The sequence below is a fragment of the Cryobacterium sp. TMT2-15-1 genome (assembly GCF_004402345.1).
In the GTDB taxonomy this organism is placed as follows: domain Bacteria; phylum Actinomycetota; class Actinomycetes; order Actinomycetales; family Microbacteriaceae; genus Cryobacterium; species Cryobacterium sandaracinum.
Genome location: NZ_SOGD01000026.1, coordinates 1 through 18,117, shown reverse-complemented (window position 1 = coordinate 18,117; position 18,117 = coordinate 1). Strand labels below are relative to the sequence as shown.

Genomic DNA, 18,117 nt, shown 5'->3' with positions numbered 1-18,117 from the left:
CGCTAGGAGGAGTGTAAACAGTGGCAGCCACTGCCTCATCCGCAACCTGGACAGAATAGGGAACATGGTGTGTCTCCGGATTTCTAACGAAGGAACAGACCCCGAGTGTTGCAGTGTTTTCGGAGGGCGTCCAGCGTCAGCGAAGGCAACCTTCAGGGCGCCGGGGCCGACGGTTAGAGTGCCGAGCTGAGGGAAATCACTTTTCAGGGTTGACGATCAGGAAGTCGCCGAGCTTTGTCCACCCGTCCGGGATGACGTCGTCGGCGACCACGACTCTGGCGCTGCCCGTTTCGGAGCTGCTAACCCACAAATGTGTTGCGTTGACATCTGATGCGCAGCTTGATGCTGCGCCCTCCGTCGGGTTGGAGATCACGAGACAGTAGCCTGGTGACCCGGAGGCCGGATCGACGTGTTTCGTGAGGAAGTAGCTGACACCAGCCTTTTCGCCGACGAAACGGCTGGATTCGGGATCGCTCGTCGCGTCTTTTACCCCGGGCGGGAGTAGATCGTCCGGGCCGCTATCGGCGGCCAAGAAGCTTCGGATCTGCGAGATCGAATCATCGGGTGCGCACCCGGTGAGGACCAGAGCCGCCGTGCAGATCAGTGCGCCCGCCCGAACCCATAAAGGAACCATTGCCCACGCTCCACGTCCGGTTGTCTGTCCTGACGGTACCGTGTCGCGGCGCCAAAGGTGATGACATTCACGGCAGATTTTTGGCTCGCGCTGGCCGGAGGCGCGCTCGATGGACGAAGGTCCAGGATGCCAGCCAGCCTCGGAAATCCCTCGGTCTGGGTCAGTAGCCGATTTCGCTGAGGCGGCTCTGGTCGTCTACGGGCGATACTCCTTCGGCGGCGGCGATGTTGGCAGGTCGCCCGGGGCAGCTCGGCCTGCGAGAGTCATGGTGGCGATCGAGGACAGCCCGGCACCGATGCCCTTGGCAAAGAAGGACAGGATCGCCCCCAGTACTTGCCATAGCCCGGCATGGCCACCTGACTGAGTCATACGGTGCCCCGATCTCCAAATCGTGTGCGTCTCGGCGTCGAGAGCCTGCACGATCGCGCAGCTACTTCACCGCGCATATTTGTCACTCTACGAGGGTGACCGACGTCTATCCAATAGACACAAGTACAAGATCGTCCTTGCGTCACCCAAGTGCCATCAGCGGCCGAGGCTGCTGAAGACATTCTGCCGTCACATGTGAGCTCATCCGCTGTCCGGTAAGCCGAACCTCGACGGACGCAGATTTAGCGCCAATTTGCCGAGGTTCCGAGGTTTCGGGGTAGTGCCCTTTGGGAACTCTCAACGGGAAGACCATGCATCATGAGCACCTGCGCCCTGTCGAGTCATGCTTGTTCGCCTGACACAGAAGGGGAAATGTCCGAGGATCCGACATTCGGATCTATGTCGGATTCGTTGTAATACTCCAGACAGAAGACTATGTTGAGCGCATGGCATCCGAAATGCGTGAACCAACGTTCTGGGTCCTGACTGCTCTAACCGGAGGTCGGCGTCACGGGTACGCGTTGATGGAGGAAGCCCGAGAACTATCCGGGGGTCGCTTCAATCTCAAGGTCGCAACGCTGTATGCAGCTCTTGAACGGCTTGGGCAGCAGGGCTGGGTGGCGCTGGACGGCGATGAAGTCGTCGACGGTCGCCTGCGTCGCTACTTCCGGCTGACCGACACAGGGGCTGCGGAGCTCGAGGTCGAAGTCGCCCGGTTGGAGGCAAACGCTCACCAGGCGCGGACCAGGCTGCAAGCACGTCGAGCCCTACGTCCGCTGGCCGCGTCGTGATGGGCGTTCGCGCCATCGCCATTCCTCCGGTAATTCTTCTGTCCACCTCACTTTCACCCTCGTCGCGACTCACCTCACTCTCGAAGGACTGACATGAACGACTCTCGGGACTCGCAGTACCGCAAACTCGTCCGCTGGTATCCGGCCGCGTGGCGGGAACGAAACGAAGAGGCCATCATCGCCGTACTGATGGATGAGGATGATGCGGACGGCCGTGTTGCCCCCACTCGGTCGAGTCGCCTCGCGCTTGTGGCCGCCGGCCTGTATGCGCGTTTCATCGCTCCCGAACGCCTCAGCCGTGTCGGGCTGAGCGCGCTCGCCCTCGGCGTCGTCTTCTCCTTCTGGTATCTGGGTGGCATCACCTGGGCACCCAACATCACCTATGCGGGGACGGTCGGACCGTTCTCCAACCCGTCGGTCATCGTCGGTGGAATGCTTGCGATCGCTCTCGTCCTCGCCCTGCTCTCAAGGGGAAGGACTGCCCGTTTCATCGCCCTACTGTGCGTGCCGGCCATCATCGTCATCGGGATCATGTCCTCGCTCCAGTCATGGCTCGGACCCAGCATCCCAGCTGTCGTGATCTTCGCCGGACTCAGCCTGGCAGCGGCATCGCCACTTCGCTCCGCTCGCGACGCCGGACGTGTGGCCGCAGCGTTCGTCCTCGTCCTGGTCGGCCTCTTCCTGACCGACCTCCTCCGCGCGCATCACTTCGATTTCAGCCTGAGCCCGATCTTGGTTGGGCAAGGGGCAGGTGTCGCCGCCTCATATATGGGAGCCATAGCGCTGCTTTGGCCCACAGCACGAGACCTCAGTCACGCGAACAGGCGCGCATCGAAGCCGAGCTGAAAGGTCCACGGACCGAACCCCCATTGCGACGTTTCGACTTGGTTTCTCGCGAGTGCCACATGGAGCTCCTTCTTTTCACTACGACCTTTGACACTCGTGTCAGAAAAATGGAACTCGAATGAGCCGAGTGGACATTGTTAGGTATGGACCACCTGAAGGACGTGAGTGAGAGCGCATTGTGGTTGCGCGCAGTCGCGGACGATCCTGAAGCGTTCGGGCGCGTCTTTGAACTTCACGCAGATCGCGTCTTCGGCCACAGCCTTCGACTGACAGGTTCACGCGCCGACGCTGATGATGTGACCGCCATCGTCTTTCTCATGGCGTGGAAGCGGCGCCGGTCCGTTCGCGTGGTGGACACATCGATCATCGGCCGGCTCCTCGTGACGGCCAACCACACGGCCCGCAATCTCGCCCGTTCCCGGCGGCGCCAACACCTGCTCCTTGCCAGACTCCCTGCACCTTGAGACGCCGACGATTTCGCGGACGCTACCGGCCAACGTCTCGACGCCCAATCGCACCGAACAGGAGTCCGGAAGGCATTCTCCCGCTTGAGCTCACGGGACCAGGACGTCCTGGCCTTGTGCGTCCTTGAGGACATGTCGATGGCCCAGGCGGCATCGGCCTTGGGAATCCCGGTCGGCACGGTGAAATCCCGACTCGCCCGTGCCAAAACCCGTCTTGCCCTCGATGTTGCCGGTGCAGCACCGACTCCGCGCGTGCAGCCAGAAGGGACTGCCTGATCATGAACGACCACAACTTTACCCCGGAGCGCAAAACCCAAATGAGGCACTTCCTTGTCGCTGAAGCGGAAGGTTCGCTCCCTCAGCAGAAGCATCCCGCGACTCGAAGAGGGCGGGCCGGGCTCTGGACTGCGGTGATCCTCCTGATCGCGGCCGTCGGAACCGGCGGAACGGCAGTATCAGTGAACTACGGGACCATGTTCTACACGCCCTCGGCCTCTCCTGGCGGACAGGCCACACTCGGGCCGGTTCCGGATTGGCCTGTCAACGCGAACGGGCAAACGTTCGGTGTCCAAGGAGGCAGCGCGATCGCACCCGACCTCATCCTCGTCCAAACCCTCGATATGAAGCCGGCCTACGTATATTCCAAGGACCTCGAAGCCGCTGAAGGCTCGAACGTGAAGTCACCCGAGGAAGCGATCGAGTGGACGAAGGCGCACGAAGGAACCTACGTTGACATTTTGGCCTACGCATCGGATGGCACGAAGGTGATTGGCGTATTCCGGATCGGATCCGGCAGACCCTTCACCCCCTAACCGCAGAGGAAGGACGAGCGCGGCGGAATCGGTTGCGTCCAAGTTCGGTTATGGGAATGCCTGTTTCTCCGAGGGCGAGACGGTGAAACCGATGACCTACTGAGCGGGAGTTGTCCGCCGATTCCGGCCGATGACACGTCTCTGCATCCGTACCTCCTTAAGATGCTCGCCGCTGCTCGCGACGAAACAACTGCGTTCCGGGCTGGAGTGCGTCGGCAAAGTGCCGCAACATCCAATCGATTAGAGCTAGTCCGTTACGGACCAACCATGGGAGGCGGCGAGTGCGGACGGCCGGGAATCCCCGAGTCGCTCAACAGTGAGTGTCGGCGAAAAGCCGCCGAGGGAATGGAACTCGTGGACCATGTGCATCTGGTCGTGGAATCCAGAGTTGATCGCAATGTCGATCCATGACTGGTCCGGACGACTGACCCGGGCGTCCAAGGCAGTTTGGAACCGCGCAACTCGTGCGAAGCGTTTGGGTGAGATTCCTACCTCCCGGAGGAAGGACCTCTCTAGTTGCCGCGCGCTGAGGTACATTCGCGATGCCAAGTCGTGGATGGCGATCCGGCCCCCTCGACGGGCCATTAGTGACGCAGCCACGGTGGTGACGGTTGCCTCATATTCCAAGTTCGCATGCTTTCGGATGAACGATTCCGCGGTTCGTATTCGTTTGCCGAACTCTGGCGTTTCGGCCAGGACACGCCAGAGCTCCGCGACGGGCGCTCCGAGCACATCCTCTGCGTCGAAATGCGTCTCATTCACCACGCTGGTAGGCACCCGGAAGAGCGACCACAGCGCGCCGGGCTGAAGGAAGATCGCAAACGAATCGATACTTCCCTCGAAACGCACGTTGGTGCCTGCGTGTGTATGTGGACCCACCAACGCCAAGGGGCGGCCCAGCCCAACCCCTCCGCCAGCCGACTGCACGATTGGAAGGTCTGCGAAGTCGAAATGGACGATTGTCTCCAGGTAAGCCGGCATCGGTTGAGCCTGGAACACCCCGGTCGCCCTACGGTGGGCGAACGCGCGTACAAACGGGCGAAGCGAAGGTGAGGCGGGCGCTGACTGCACCGTCCGCATCGCTACTCAGCCCCTTTCCGGGGTTCAGGGAACGTGTCGCGTTTTTACTAGGCGCGGCAGGTTGCGCGCGCAAATGATGAGTTTGCACGAATTCTGATTGATTCGCCAAAAGAATGCAACGCCCATGAGCCTCAGTCGGTTGAACTTCTTCGAAGAATTGCTGAGAGGTCTCAATCGCATTGTTGCCGAGATCGAAGGATGTAAACACCATGGCTACGGACTTCACAATTCAAAGGAGCAACACCGTACGGCTTACCAAGCCGCAGGTCGACCTCGTACGTAATCCTCCGGCCCCGAGCCTCGAGGAGCTGTTATGGCAGCCCTTCCGAGACCACGTTGCTCGACTGAGTGGTGCGCCGGGGGAACCGGTTTCTGCAATCGAAAGCGCGGGCGCCGGGACGCGTGTTCGTTACCAGGACGGTGTCATTTACAAGCGTGCTGACGGTGGTACGGCTTGGGTGCACGGGGTAATTGGAGACCGATACGAACAGTTGGGCGGAGCTTCCAGCTGGTTGGGCATGCCTCTCACCGACGAGATGGCCTTCGGCGACGATGGTGGCCGCGTGAGTGCCTTCGAACGCGGCGCAATCTACTTCTGGGGCGACGTCGGGGCGATCGAATTGAATGACATCGTCGTTCAATACACCGGCCTAATGTGCTTCGGCGAGACGGACCAGGATCAGTCGTCGGACTCTGATGAGCCGTATGTCGTTCTCGGGGTGACTTCGCCCTCTACGACAAGTGAATCGCGGTCAAAGATCTACGAAGATGTCGACGCAGGAGAGAGCCGGCCGGATTTCCTCGAGATATTTAGGGGTAAGCCAAGCGGCCTTTCGCTTGCAGTCGTGCTGATGGAGCACGACCTTGGCGATCCCGACGCGTACAAAGCTGAGGTAACCAAATTCGTCGACGAATCTTTCAACGCCGCGGCCGCTGCCGCCACCCAAGTGCCATATGTCGGGCCCGTGCTTGCAGCGATCGTCCCCATCCTCAAGAAGCCAACGGCCGACTTTCTGAACGCCACACTGGGCACGGGCGACGATCACCTTGGGTCGGCCGTGATCACCCTCACTCCGAAGCAGTTGGTAGTTCTCGCCGCGCGTACCCCTACCAGCTCGTTCAAGGGTTTGACCTACAAGGTCGAAACGCCAGTGCTCGGCTCTTCCGAAGGTGCAACGTACAAGATCTATGTCACACTTGGCACTGCCTGAATCGGGACCCAGCATTCTGTGGCCCGACGTTCACTCGTGGGTGTTGGCAACTGCGGTCGAAACGTTCGGCGTCCTACCCCGCCGATCAATGTCATCCATCTGTGCGCCAGCTGGACAGCGACCTTCGAGTTGTTCCCGGAACGGTGGCGAAGGTATACAGATCGCTAGAGAGCGAAGTTTCCTCGTCACGCGGATCGGCCAATAGGCGGGGCGGACGAGTTTTGACATCTGTGCAGCCAACTTCTGAAAATGGACAGCTGGAGCTGCCCGAAAGCCGGACGTTTAGGGACGCACATCCGGCGCGAATTCGCCGAAGTTCCGAAGTCTCGGGGAAGTGACGTTTGGGAACCTTCAGAGCACGACGCTCGCAGTGATGAGCGCAGCAGTGACGCCCGCCACGGCGACCAACAAGAGAATCGCACGATGGATTCTCCGGCGGCTGAGGGTTCCCTTCCGAAACGATGATGCTGTAAGTCGGTCCAAGCCAGGCAGTAGCGCCTGAAGGGGTGGATCTTGCGATGCCGGACAGATGGGTTCCAAGCCGGAGCGACCATCATCTTTGATATGTGCCATGGCCCGATCGTACTCACGGTGGGCACGTGCCTCCCGTAGGCCGACCCTGCACTCGTTGGGCGAGCGGGGCGAATGGCGGGGCTCCATCGGTGTTCCGCACGGGGACAGCCGGAGGGACAAAATCCCCGGCCAATAGGAATCAGCGTCAATTGTGAGCGCCGGCCTCCAGATCAAGCTCGCCGTCGATCGCGGCAACGACAGTGCCCGATGGCGGCGCCAGGATCGGGGCGCCGAATCCGACAAACACCCCTGGGGGGTGCTCCGCCCGCCGGCTCGCCCAATTGCTCAGCTCGGGTGTCCTGGCGGCGGAGGCCTCACTCTGCGGTGAGAGTCGACTCCGCACGGCTCGTCACCAGGGGATGGGTCCGCTCGCGTCGTGGAAGGTTCCGGTCGGGCCGTCGCGGCTGATTGTTGCGAGCCGCACCATCGCATCCGTTCCTTCGGTCACTGTCTGCGTTCCGTTGTGACCGTTGAGTGCTGTCGAGGTGTAGCCGGGGTCGACGGCGTTGACCCGAAGGCCGGGGAAGGCCTTCGCATACTGCACGGTGAGCATCGAGATCGCGGCCTTCGATGCGCTGTACGAGAGTGACGGGTAGCGCGATTCCATGCGTGCCGAGTCGGTGACGATTCCGAACGACCCCAACCCGCTCGAGACGTTGACGATCACGGGAGCGGTCGATTCGTTCAGCAGCGGAAGCATCGCCTGGGTCACGCGCATGGCGCCGAAGACGTTCGTGTCGAAGACCGTTCGAGCTTCGGCTGCGGTGACCTCGGCGGGCGAGGTGTCCGGCCCGGCGATGCCCGCGTTGTTGATGAGCACGTCGAGTTTCCCTTCCAGGCGCTGGAGCTCTGCGGCAGCGCGCGTGACGGATGCGTGATCGGTTACGTCGAGCTGTACGAAGCGTGCGCCGAGGGCCGCGGCAGCGACGCGGCCCTTCTCGGCGTCGCGCGCCGTGAGGTAGACGGTGTGTCCGAGCGCCACGAGGCGGCGGGCGGCCTCGAAGCCAAGACCTGTGTTGGATCCGGTGATCAGTGTGATTGTCATGTATCGATGTTGCGGGCCGTCCGGCCAGAGTGCTAGGCACAGGTTGTCCATGGGACTGGCAGTACCACCCTGAGTTGTCGCGGGCGGGGGACACTGGGGTGATGACCTCAGAACTTGGATCAGTGCTGCGGGGATGGCGAGATCGGGTCTCCCCGGCGGCGGTGGGCATGCCGGGCGGTGACGGTCGGCGAACTCCGGGGCTGCGCCGCGAAGAGCTCGCGGCCCTCGCCGGGCTCTCGGTCGACTACATCGTGCGCCTCGAACAGGGACGTGCGCGTGCTCCCTCCGCGCAGGTGCTGGGCTCCCTGGCGCGATCACTTCGCCTCACGAACGACGAGCGAGACCACCTCTACCGGGTCGCGGGCGCCGTGGTGCCAACTGACAGGGATCTGCCGCGTCACATTACGCCCAGTCTCCAACGCATCGTTGATCGACTTGCCGACACCCTCGCAAGCGTCTACTCGGCCGCCTGGGACATCGTGGGGTGGAACCCGCTGTGGGCGGCGCTCTTGGGTGACCCATCGACGCTCACGCCGAGGAACAGGAACCTCGTCCGGCTCTTCTTCACCGAGGGTGAGGCGCCCGTGGTTCGGGATGCCGCGTCCCGCCTCGGTTTTGCGCGCAACATCGTTGCCGACCTGCGGATCGCGTTCGGACACTATCCTGACGACTCGCACCTCGCCCAACTCGTTAGCGACCTCCGTTCGTCGAACGCCGAGTTTGCCGCACTGTGGAGTGAAACCGCCGTCAGCCGGCACCTCGCCGAACGCAAAACGATCGCATCAGTCCTCGTCGGTGAGATCACCCTTGATTGCGACGTGCACACCGTCCCCGGTAGCGACCTGCGCCTGGTCATCTACAGTGCAGAGCCAAACACCCCGGAGGCCGGCAAGCTCGATGTGATCCGCGTCGCTGGGCTGCAGACGTTCGCCACTGAGGCTCAGGCTCCCTAGCCCTCCACCAACAGCATCAGCCGGGATGCTGTCTTTACTGGCAACGGGTCGGTGCGCTGTTCATGGGGCGTCAATGGTCTCCCTGTTCCTAGGGAGCAGTTGCCCAGAATTGCTGCATGCCCCAATGGGCGCGCCGACCTTGACCAGTGAACTAACGCCGAGCGCCTACCGCGCTTCGCCGAATGGCCCAGTTCGTCGACGGCGACGAAGTCGATCGCGGATGTCGTGCCGTGCAGATGGGTGCCATGACTGGGAACACGGTTAGCCGAACTGTTCCCTGGTACCTAACGGCCCTGGAATGGCAATCGCAGCACAAGTGAAAAGATGTTCAACTGACATGACCCTCCGACCACGTTAAGAGTCGGACAGACCGCCCGCGCGACACGCTCAATGTAACGAGAGACACGATTCCACCGAGCCCGACCGGGCCGTGCCGGGCTGAGGCGACTCGCCCGCAAACAAAACGCTGGACGGGACGACTCATCGCCCAGTTCGTCATGACGACGCCTCGGAGCACCGGGTGGCGCTCCTCGTTGACGACGAACCCGTGAGCTTCGAAGAACGGGCGGGCCGTGACACTGCCGTGAACGCGCACTACGGTCGTGAAGGTGTCTTTTCCTCCACATGGGCTGGCAGAGCTCGGCAAGCGCGAAGACGCTAGCGGGCATGCATTGCGTGCGAGTGGTGCTGCCAGCCAGCGAGGACCGGGAGCATGCCCGCGGTCGTCGAGCCGGGTTCGACGGTGTAGACGATGAGGTGCTGGTCGGGGTTCCGGGGCGGCGAGACGATCTCGATGTCGAAGCTTAGGTCGCCGACTAGGGGGTGGCGGATGATCTTGGCCACTGACGCGTAGTCGCGCACCCCGTGGTCGTCCCACCAGCGAGCGACGTCGGCATCCGTACTGCGAAGCTCGTCGATCAGGGCGGTTAGGCGCCGATCGTGCGGGTGGCGGGCCGCGTCACGGCGCAGCGATGCCACGAGTGTCGAGGCGAACTGGGACCAGTTGAGGATGCGCTCGCGCGCGAGCGGGTCGAGGAACAGGAACCGCGGAAAGGACGAGCCGGGGTGTAGCTCGGTCAGCACCGCGCCGAAAAGTGCGTTGCTCGCCAGCACCTCGGCGCGGTGCCCCAGGAGCAGCACGGGCAGGTGGTCGAGTGCGGTCATGAGCCGCAGCATCCCGGGGTCGGCCCGCTGACCAGGGGTACTGCCTCGTGCTCTGGAGTTCGGGTCAGCCAGGTCGGGGTCTGCGAGGTCGAGTAGGTGGGCGCGTTCGGTCTCGTCGAGGCGGAGCGCCCGCGCGAGAGCGTCGAGCACGGAGCGCGAGATGTTGGACTGCCGCCCCTGCTCGAGTCGGCTGTAGTAGTCGGGGCTCACCCTGGCGAGGACCGCCAGTTCCTCCTTGCGCAGGCCGGGCACCCGCCGGGCTCCGGGGAAGGCTTGGATGCCGGCCTGGGCCGGGGTCAGGCGGTCGCGGCGGGAGCGGAGAAACTCCCCGAGGGCGACTCGATCGGTGGGCATGGGTCCACTCTATGAGCGTGGCGGGGCGCCCGACTGGTCCTGTCATGCCCGGGTTGGGTGCGGTCTGGCTGTGTCGGCTCGCCACGTCTAGAACTGTGGATATGACTTCCACACCAGCACAGCAGATCCGCGCCCGGCTCAAGGGACGCACCGCCCTCGTGACCGGCGCCACGAGCGGCATCGGCGAGGCAATCGCGAACGCCCTGGCCGCGGAGGGCGCGCACGTCGTCGTCGGCGGCCGCGACCGGCCCCGCGGCGACGCGATCGTCGCCGCTATCCGGTCCTCCGGCGGTCGGGCCGACTTCATCGCCGTCGATCTCGGCGGCTCCTCCGACGACATCCGCGGGTTCGCGACCGACGTCACGCGGGCACTTGGAGGCCGCATCGACATCCTGATCAACAACGCCGGGATCTACCCGGCCACCGCCACGGCGGACCTCGACGACACCGACCTGGAGGCCATGCTCGCGGTGAACATCCGCGCCCCACACGTGCTCGTCGGCCAGATCGCCCCTGCGATGGCCGGGCGCGGCAGCGGATGCATCGTGAACGTCGGGTCCTGGATGGCCAGGGTTGGCAATCCGTTTGCCGCCATGTACTCCGCCACGAAGGCGGCTGAGGAACAGTTGACGAGGTCGTGGGCGGCCGAGTTTGGTCCGAGAGGCGTGCGCGTGAACACCGTCGCGCCCGGGGTGACGCTCACCCCCGGCAACGAGGCGGCCCGCCCGATCCTCGACTCGATGACCGCCGACACTCCGGCCGGCGTGGTGATCCGCCCTTCCGACATCGCCAGCGGGGTGCTGTTCCTCGTCTCCGATGACGCCACGATGATCCACGGCGTCATCCTTGATGTCGACGGTGGGATCTCCGCCACCCGCCCGGCGTGAGGATAGGAGGATGACACTCATTACGACGCCATTCGGCGCGACAAGTACGGCCGCCGAGGTCGCGGCCGGCATCGACCTGACCGGACGGTCTGCGATCGTGACCGGTGGGGCATCCGGGATCGGCATCGAGACCGCCCGCGCGCTGGCGGCGACGGGGGCGAGCGTCACCCTCGCGGTGCGCGACGTCGATGCCGGCCGCGCGGTCGCGAAGGACATCGCCTCGACCACCGGCAACTCGGCCGTGTCAGTCGCCCGGCTCGACCTTGCCGACCTCGACTCGGTCGACGCCTTCGTCGCGAACTGGAGCGGGGCGCTGCACATCCTGGTCAACAACGCCGGGGTGATGAACTCCCCTCAGGCGTTTACTCCTCAGGGCTGGGAGCTGCAGTTCGCGACGAATCACCTCGGCCACTTCGCGCTGGCCGGCGGACTGCACGACGCACTCGCCGCCGACGGCGCAGCCCGCATCGTCGTCGTGAGCTCGAGCGGCCACGGAAGCTCGCCCGTGGTCTTCGACGACCTCTTCTTCGCACGTCACCCCTACGACGCCGACCGCGCCTACGGGCAGTCGAAGACAGCCAACGTGCTGTTCGCAGTCGAGGCCACCCGGCGCTGGGCCGCGGACGGCATCACCGCCAACGCGCTGATGCCGGGCGGTATCTGGACCAACCTGCAGCGGCACTGGGCCCCGGCGGCACTCGCCGCCACGAAGGCATACGCCGCCGCGGCCGGTCTGGCGGTCAAGTCTCCCGAGCAGGGCGCCGCGACCTCGGTACTGCTCGCCACATGGCCAGCCCTCGCGGGAGTCGGCGGCCACTACTTCGAGGACTGCCATGAGGCCGAGGTCGTCGGAGCCATTGTTGACGGCGTGCACGGGGTGCGTGACTACGCCCTGGACCCGGCCGCGGCCGAACGACTGTGGGATGTCTCGGTCGAACTGCTGCGCGTCGCACGCGCCGGGTGACGGCCGGCACTCCAACGTTCTCCCAACTTCGCGCCGATAGCCCAACCTCGCACGCTCGATTAAATCGCCGCTCGTGAGAGGGGGACCCGGGAGCATATCCGCCAGATCGAGAAACGGGCCCTGGCACTGATGCGCGTGCCGGCCCTCGAGCTTTACCTCAAAGAATGAGTTCAGTTCGGACCGGCGCCGACGCCCACCTGGCCGGGCGGGAATTTGCAGGCGGCCGAGCAGCGCGATCGAGGGCTGCTGGCGCGCCACGGTCTATATCCATGGATCAGGAAGACGTCGCTCCGGATTCGTACCCGAAGCTCACCAACGTGTAAACGACCCCATCAAGCTCAACCCGGGTCCAGCCCTCCGGTTTGGAATCTCCGTCGTAGAAACTCCCGAAAACCAGAAGAGCCTCGGTGGCTAGAAGCATGTACCTGCGCCGCTCCGAAGGAGACATCATCATGTTCGGCGCGACACCCCTCACACTGGCGGCCGGAGAGAGCCCGAAAAAGACGAACCGAGTCAGAAGGTGACCGGCACCGTCCGCGTCTTCGATGTAGTCGCGTTCGGTTTCAAACGGAATGACCGTCTCACCGACGACCAGCTTGAACACCCCGCCAGGGGTTCGACCCCGGCCGCACAGCATCTGTATCCACACGCCCCGCTCGTCATCAATGACCTTGTGACCACTCGCGCTAGCGGCTCTCTCGATACGGAACATGCTCTCGATTCAAGTAAGTAATGCGGGCGTTGAAATCCAAGACGCACGCCTCGATGCGCTAACCCTTCGTGGGACTCGCTGAGTGACGATGGTCGACTTGCCGGTGGTCATCAATCGCTCGTCCACATGGAGTCGATAATGCCGGCATACGACGATTCAGTTGGATCGGTGTCGAATTTAGCTCCTGGATACTCCAGAACAATCCAGTCGGACTGATAGCCGTTCTCCCCGAGGGTTTCTACGAATTTCTCTGCGTCGCTCGGCGACTCAAAACGATAAATCGAGATTTCCTGCGACCGCACCGCCGCTAGGCAGGCGTCGTTTTTTGCACAGGCATCGGCGGTAATATCGCGTGGATTCGTCACGGGAAGATCGGGCTGCGCTGTGAAAGCTTCCACCACATCGTCAATCCCCATCGTCGAACGAGGCTCAAGCACCGCCTGACACCCGCTCACGGTCAACGCACTCGCGACAACAGTCAACACTCGAGCGGCCCCAAATATCCACATGACTGCATAATCCCACAGCGCGCGATGGCAGGCCCGTCAGCTCGATGCGAAGTCCAAAACTGGCCTCGATCTAGCTTCCTAGGGGAACCCTCTCCGGTGAGGTTTGGTGCTGCAAGACTCACAAGACTCACAGGACTCACAGCCACTCACACGGGCATTCGCCGGATAGGCGGGCCGCCAGCTTTGGGCCGTGGACCACTTGATTTTGCGTCCTGCCAAGGAACCTTTGCGGGCAGTCTGCTCTGCCGTGGGGGCGGTCGGGACGATGACCGCTGCGGTGGCTACCTTCGGCGCAGGTCGTTCCGTGTTCGGTCGCCGAGTATCCAGCTCACCGCGATGAAGAGTGTCAGAACGCTGATGCCCGCGGCCGCCAAAAGGGTGGCCTGGCCGACGAATCCTGTTGGTGTGCCGGTGTAGGCAACCAGTGATAGCCCGGCGGCGGAACTGATTATGGCCGCAGCGAGCAGTCGGGCGTATCCGAGCGCGAGGGGCCGTTGACCGGCAGGGACGTGACCGCGGTTCCGGAGTGTTCGCCGTAGCGATAGGTGCGCGGTCAGCCAGCCGGCGAGGTTCGCGATGGAGATTCCTGCTGCGATTCCGAGCACGGTGAGTTCAGGTGGGAGGAGGAGCGCTGCTGCGGCGCCGGTTGCGGAGAGTCCGGCGATGACGAGTTGGGTGGTGAAGGGGCCGCGGGCGTCCTGGAGTGCGAAGGATGTTCGGTTGAGCACGTAGGCCTGGCTGAAGCCGACAAGTCCGATCGCTAGGACCTGGAGTACGTGCCCGATGATTGGCTTTCCAAAGAGCACCTCGGTGATCAGTGGGCCCAGCGCCACGAATGCGGCAGTGGTGGCGATCGCGACGTAAGCGACTGGTTTGGTGGCCAGGGTGGAGAGTGCATCGATCTCGGCGAGGTCATTTCGTGCGGCGGATCCGCTCATCCGTGTGTAGAGGGCTGTCGTCAGCGACACGGTCACGATCCCGTGCGGCAGGAGCATCAGCAGGTACGCCATCGAGAGGGAATTCAGGCTGGGTCCGTCGACTCCCAACTCGTTGAGGGTCTTCCCGGCGCTACTGGCGACGTTCGACGTGACCAGGTACGCGGCCTGGCCTGCGATGACGCCGAGAAGAGTCCAGCCCGCCAGCGTCGACATATGCCCGAGACCACCAAAGCCCCAGCGAAACCGGATCCGAAACCCGATTCTCCGCAGCGGGATGAGGAGCAGCAGAGCCTGGATGGCGATGGCCAAGGTGGCCGTGCCGCTGAGCACCGCGATCATCAGGGGACTCCACGAATCTGCAGTGCCGAGCCCGGTCGGCAGCAGGAAAAGGAAGGCCAGGATCCCGCTGATCCCCAGCAGGTTGGAGGCTGCGGGGGCCCACGCGGAGGCGCCGAACACACCGCGCGCGTTCAGGACCTGGGACAGGACGGCGAATGCGATGAGAAAGAAGATCTGCGGCAAGCACCAGTACGCCATCGATGTTGCGAGTCCTCGCCACTGCGACGACCAGGTCGTTGCGTAGATCCAGACGATTCCCGGAGCGCACAGGGTGAGGATGACTGTGGCCACTGCCCCGCCCACTAGAACGATGGTGAGGAGCCGGTCCGTGTTTTCCTGGCCAGCCGGGCCGTCGTGGAGGTTCCGAACGATCTGCGGGACAAGCACCGCGCCCAGGACGCCGCCAGCGATCAGAGCGAAGAGGTAAGTGGGTGCTGAGTTCGCGATTTCGAACGTTTGCCCACCGATCGCCTCGCTCGTGCCGCCGATCGCGGCTACGAGCAGAATTGCCTTGAGGAAACCGAGCGCCCGGGAGACGAGCGTGGCCGCCATCATCGACCCAATCGAGCCGCGCGCACTCATCGGCCAAGCTCCGGACTAGCCCAACAAGGTCGGCAGGCCGATATGAAATCCCCCATTCGCTAACATTCCCACAGCGGCCGAGGAACCAGCATTAACCCAGTCGTGAATCTGACGTCGCGGACCCCAACGCTCTCCGGAGCGTTCTAGCGGCGTTCGGTGTTTGTTAGGACACCCACCGGGTCTCGCCGTCTTTCTCGGTGGAGGTCAGGCGTAGTGCTTGATTTCGAGCGACGCCCATCGAGGCCTGGTGCTCCGGATGGATATGTGTGATGAAACGGTTAACCTCGTGTGCTCGCAACCATCTGATCATCATTCGGGTAGCTTCGGAGGCTATGCCTTGGCCTTGGCGCCTCGGCGAAATGACCCAGGCGATCTCAGCAACGAGCGTTGAACCGTCGCACTCGACGGTTGCTTGCACGAAACCGGCTGGCTCGCCGGTGTCTCGGTAGGTGACTATCCAGTTCAGCCACCATTGGGAACCGTCATCAGACTGCCCCACGGTCTGTGCGGCATATCTGCTGTGGAGCAGGTCTAATGACGGGGCTTCGCCGCCGGTGTACTCGTATAGGGACGGGTCGGCCAAAACGTCGACCATTGAAGCTGCATGGTCCACCGCGAGTGGTTCAAGCAGGAGCCGCTCAGAGCAGACGGGTTCAGGTTGAGGCCAATCCATCTCCTGAGAATGGCACAGGCGCGGTTGGACGGATCACATGGGCCATTGGTGGAGCGGATCTCGCCCCAACGGGGACGCGCTAAGCGCGAGAGATCTGGGCCAGGGCCTCACCCAAGGGTTCATACCCTCGTGCCTGTTCGCGCCCTGCCCTCGGAATCCGTCGGTGCAACTCGACGGTCGGTCTGGAAGGATTGATAGATGACCGTATCCCTTCAGCGAATCTTAGCCAGCGACTTCCCGACGTGGATTGAGCAAAGCTGCGCGGAGTACGTCGGTGACTTACTTGCCCAGGGTCGATCACACGAGGAAGCTCGGCGCATTGCGGTCGAGAGCATGGCTCGTTCGTTCCCGGAGGGTACTCAGAGCCCCGGCAATGAGGTCTTTCACGTTATGAACGAGGTTGGTGCGGCAGTGGGATATCTGTGGATCGGGCAGGATGTCACCACCGATCCGGGGGCGTGGTGGGTCTGGGACGTTTTCATCAACGCTGACCTGCGTGGCCAGGGTCATGGGAGAAGAACGATGCTGCTTGGCGAGGAATATGCACGCTCCCACGGTGCGCGCTCTCTCGGCCTCAGCGTCTTCGGATTCAACACCGGCGCCAGGCGACTTTACGATTCCCTCGGCTACGAGACAACCTCGGTGAAGATGCTCAAGAAGCTCGACTGAGCCTCCTCTTCGATATCGCTGGTTGGCGTCACTGCAGGGCAGCGCCGTGATGGACACCCTAGGTGGAACCCCCTGCGCGACGGATCCGCGGCCAGTCGGGCCGATTGCCGAGCGCCCAGATTCTGGGTCAGTGGGGGGACCGTAGCTGGTCGACCGGCTGGAGCGCCGTGCCGGCTGCGCACCCGAGCTCTCCGGGCTGAAGCAGAATCTTGGGCACCTGCAACACCTGCACGCCGTGGACGTCTCGTTTCACGAGCAGGCAGTCGTCCTCATCGCCCATCGCGAAGCCGATGTCGCCGTCGACTACCGTTGCCTCGGGATCGAACGCGACCTCACGCTCACCTGTCGGCTGAGGCATCCGCTTGACGATCTCGGCGACTATGTCGTCAGCGGATGCCGCGGACGGCGCGTTTGTCAGCACCTCGACGACGAGAGCCTCCGCTCCGTCGGGAACAACGTCAACCAAGCGGGTGTCGACCGGAGGGGGGATGCGCTTTGCGTCCGGCGGGCAAGCGATGTCGCGGGCGACCGCTGTGTCGTCGCTCCATTCGCCGGGCTCCTCGGTCGCGACGCCCCAGAAATCGAACTGCGACTCAAAGCAAGCGACGTGCGGCCCGTCGTTCGGGGTGGGCTGTATCGTCGCACGAAACTGCAGCGCTCCAACTGGTTCGCCGTGGATCGCGCCGGGATATGGTTCGTAGCCGATCAACTCGACTACGGTCGATTTCTCGGTGTCGGTGTCGGCCCAGCGGGCATAGTCATCGATCACGTCCGTCCCCTCACGGTAGAGACCCCGAGAGACGTCAGCGACTGCCTTTCGCGCCGACACTTGTGACACCGCGTCCGACGCCGGGACTGCTCCCGCGCAACCAGTGAGCGTGCCGCACACCGCGAAGGACAACCATGCGACGGGGCTCGGACGGTGCCGGTTCGAAACGGAATGGTGCACGTTGTTGATCAAACCACAAGTCGGCCGGATGTTGTTGCGTGGGGGATGGCCCACATCAGCACGGCGTCAACGCCGAAGGCGAAGTCAAGCGGTGGTAATCATGTCATCGACGGTACCGCGGCTCCCCGCCCGCAAGGGGGACGTTGACCGCGAACGGTAAAGGCAATGTTGAACGGGGTCCACGGCTGTTGCAGGCCCCAAGCTGGACGTTGCAGAGTTCAGCACAGGTCGACGCTAACCCGGTGTGTTTGGGTTATGTGGCCGGGGCGCCGACTCCGTCTACGAAGTAACTGACTGAAGCGCTCAGGAGCTCCGATCCCGCGAGATCCTTGCCCAACACTGGATGAACGGCCAGCCCGAACAACATCGCCAGCAGCGTGATCGCGGCCAGTGTTGGGTCACACTCGGCGCGAACCCGGCCCAAGGTCTGCTCCTCGGCGAGATATTGGGCGATATCGTGTGGCGGGCCCTCCAGCGGCATCTGTGGCCATTCTCCAAGCGGCGGGGCGAGGGTCGGGTCGGCGATCATCGCCTGCTCCAGAGGTAGTAGGTCCTGCTGAAGCTGGGCTAGTTGTCGGATGGTGTCAAGTAGGTTGCCG

The 18,117-nt window shown here is 63.3% G+C and carries 20 protein-coding genes and 1 pseudogene; 10 read left to right on the top strand and 11 right to left on the bottom strand.

Annotated elements, in window-relative coordinates; translation table 11 throughout:
• Positions 1–196: 196 nt before the first annotated feature.
• Together E3O62_RS05905 and E3O62_RS16535 are read right to left on the bottom strand one after the other, a co-directional pair.
• Positions 197–634 (bottom strand): hypothetical protein, encoded by a 438-nt coding sequence (locus E3O62_RS05905; protein ID WP_134397862.1) that lies wholly within the window; start codon positions 632–634, stop codon positions 197–199.
• A gap of 195 nt (positions 635–829) precedes the next feature.
• Positions 830–1,003, bottom strand: coding sequence for a hypothetical protein (locus tag E3O62_RS16535; RefSeq protein WP_166786425.1), 174 nt, complete (start codon positions 1,001–1,003; stop codon positions 830–832).
• Positions 1,004–1,449: 446 nt separating this feature from the next.
• Here E3O62_RS16535 and E3O62_RS05900 point away from each other — a divergent pair, with 446 nt between their 5' ends.
• The 5 genes and pseudogenes from E3O62_RS05900 (at position 1,450) to E3O62_RS05885 (ending at position 3,916) form a co-directional block, all read left to right on the top strand.
• Positions 1,450–1,794: a PadR family transcriptional regulator gene (locus E3O62_RS05900; protein WP_134397861.1), complete on the top strand. Its 345-nt coding sequence runs from the start codon at positions 1,450–1,452 to the stop codon at positions 1,792–1,794.
• A 93-nt stretch (positions 1,795–1,887) separates the two neighbouring features.
• On the top strand, positions 1,888–2,640 hold the full coding sequence (locus tag E3O62_RS05895; protein ID WP_134397860.1) for a hypothetical protein: 753 nt from the start codon (positions 1,888–1,890) through the stop codon (positions 2,638–2,640).
• Between the two features lie 143 nt (positions 2,641–2,783).
• Positions 2,784–3,104, top strand: a complete 321-nt coding sequence (locus E3O62_RS17070) for an RNA polymerase sigma factor (RefSeq protein WP_241973343.1) — start codon at positions 2,784–2,786, stop codon at positions 3,102–3,104.
• A 75-nt stretch (positions 3,105–3,179) separates the two neighbouring features.
• Positions 3,180–3,380, top strand: a pseudogene (locus E3O62_RS17065) (RNA polymerase sigma factor); the annotation flags it as partial.
• Between the two features lie 2 nt (positions 3,381–3,382).
• Positions 3,383–3,916, top strand: coding sequence for a hypothetical protein (locus E3O62_RS05885; protein WP_134397859.1), 534 nt, complete (start codon positions 3,383–3,385; stop codon positions 3,914–3,916).
• A gap of 246 nt (positions 3,917–4,162) precedes the next feature.
• On the opposite strand, the gene E3O62_RS05880 is transcribed toward E3O62_RS05885, so the two are convergent.
• The gene (locus tag E3O62_RS05880; RefSeq protein ID WP_166786424.1) at positions 4,163–4,897 is read right to left on the bottom strand and encodes a helix-turn-helix domain-containing protein; all 735 of its coding nucleotides are present in this window, start codon (positions 4,895–4,897) and stop codon (positions 4,163–4,165) included.
• A gap of 308 nt (positions 4,898–5,205) precedes the next feature.
• On the opposite strand from E3O62_RS05880, the gene E3O62_RS05875 reads away from it, so the two are divergent.
• The gene (locus E3O62_RS05875) at positions 5,206–6,207 is read left to right on the top strand and encodes an LGFP repeat-containing protein (RefSeq protein ID WP_134397857.1); all 1,002 of its coding nucleotides are present in this window, start codon (positions 5,206–5,208) and stop codon (positions 6,205–6,207) included.
• A 922-nt stretch (positions 6,208–7,129) separates the two neighbouring features.
• Here the strand turns inward: E3O62_RS05875 and E3O62_RS05865 are convergent.
• Positions 7,130–7,825: an SDR family oxidoreductase gene (locus E3O62_RS05865; RefSeq protein WP_134397856.1), complete on the bottom strand. Its 696-nt coding sequence runs from the start codon at positions 7,823–7,825 to the stop codon at positions 7,130–7,132.
• 101 nt (positions 7,826–7,926) lie between these two features.
• Between E3O62_RS05865 and E3O62_RS05860 the strand changes: the two genes are divergently transcribed.
• Positions 7,927–8,778, top strand: a complete 852-nt coding sequence (locus E3O62_RS05860; protein ID WP_134397855.1) for a helix-turn-helix transcriptional regulator — start codon at positions 7,927–7,929, stop codon at positions 8,776–8,778.
• Between the two features lie 657 nt (positions 8,779–9,435).
• On the opposite strand, the gene E3O62_RS05850 is transcribed toward E3O62_RS05860, so the two are convergent.
• On the bottom strand, positions 9,436–10,296 hold the full coding sequence (locus tag E3O62_RS05850) for a helix-turn-helix transcriptional regulator (RefSeq protein WP_134397854.1): 861 nt from the start codon (positions 10,294–10,296) through the stop codon (positions 9,436–9,438).
• A 101-nt stretch (positions 10,297–10,397) separates the two neighbouring features.
• Here E3O62_RS05850 and E3O62_RS05845 point away from each other — a divergent pair, with 101 nt between their 5' ends.
• Both E3O62_RS05845 and E3O62_RS05840 read left to right on the top strand, forming a co-directional pair.
• Complete coding sequence (locus tag E3O62_RS05845; RefSeq protein ID WP_134397853.1) at positions 10,398–11,183, top strand: SDR family NAD(P)-dependent oxidoreductase; 786 nt, start codon at positions 10,398–10,400, stop codon at positions 11,181–11,183.
• Positions 11,184–11,193: 10 nt separating this feature from the next.
• Positions 11,194–12,147 (top strand): SDR family NAD(P)-dependent oxidoreductase, encoded by a 954-nt coding sequence (locus E3O62_RS05840; RefSeq protein ID WP_134397852.1) that lies wholly within the window; start codon positions 11,194–11,196, stop codon positions 12,145–12,147.
• Between the two features lie 274 nt (positions 12,148–12,421).
• On the opposite strand, the gene E3O62_RS05835 is transcribed toward E3O62_RS05840, so the two are convergent.
• The 4 genes from E3O62_RS05835 to E3O62_RS05820 form a co-directional block, all read right to left on the bottom strand.
• Complete coding sequence (locus E3O62_RS05835) at positions 12,422–12,859, bottom strand: hypothetical protein (RefSeq protein WP_134397851.1); 438 nt, start codon at positions 12,857–12,859, stop codon at positions 12,422–12,424.
• 110 nt (positions 12,860–12,969) lie between these two features.
• Entirely contained in the window at positions 12,970–13,344 is a 375-nt protein-coding gene (locus E3O62_RS05830) for a hypothetical protein (protein WP_134397850.1), read from the bottom strand.
• A 305-nt stretch (positions 13,345–13,649) separates the two neighbouring features.
• Positions 13,650–15,227 carry a murein biosynthesis integral membrane protein MurJ gene (gene murJ, locus E3O62_RS05825; protein WP_134397849.1) on the bottom strand — a complete coding sequence of 526 codons (1,578 nt, stop codon included), beginning with the start codon at positions 15,225–15,227 and terminating at the stop codon, positions 13,650–13,652.
• A gap of 163 nt (positions 15,228–15,390) precedes the next feature.
• Positions 15,391–15,900 (bottom strand): GNAT family N-acetyltransferase, encoded by a 510-nt coding sequence (locus E3O62_RS05820; protein WP_134397848.1) that lies wholly within the window; start codon positions 15,898–15,900, stop codon positions 15,391–15,393.
• Between the two features lie 198 nt (positions 15,901–16,098).
• Here E3O62_RS05820 and E3O62_RS05815 point away from each other — a divergent pair, with 198 nt between their 5' ends.
• Positions 16,099–16,569 (top strand): N-acetyltransferase, encoded by a 471-nt coding sequence (locus E3O62_RS05815; protein WP_134397847.1) that lies wholly within the window; start codon positions 16,099–16,101, stop codon positions 16,567–16,569.
• A 127-nt stretch (positions 16,570–16,696) separates the two neighbouring features.
• Here the strand turns inward: E3O62_RS05815 and E3O62_RS05810 are convergent, their stop codons facing one another.
• Both E3O62_RS05810 and E3O62_RS05805 read right to left on the bottom strand, forming a co-directional pair.
• Positions 16,697–17,338: a hypothetical protein gene (locus E3O62_RS05810; RefSeq protein WP_134397846.1), complete on the bottom strand. Its 642-nt coding sequence runs from the start codon at positions 17,336–17,338 to the stop codon at positions 16,697–16,699.
• A gap of 433 nt (positions 17,339–17,771) precedes the next feature.
• Positions 17,772–18,117: hypothetical protein (locus tag E3O62_RS05805; protein ID WP_206750871.1), on the bottom strand; the 346-nt coding region annotated here is incomplete at its 5' end.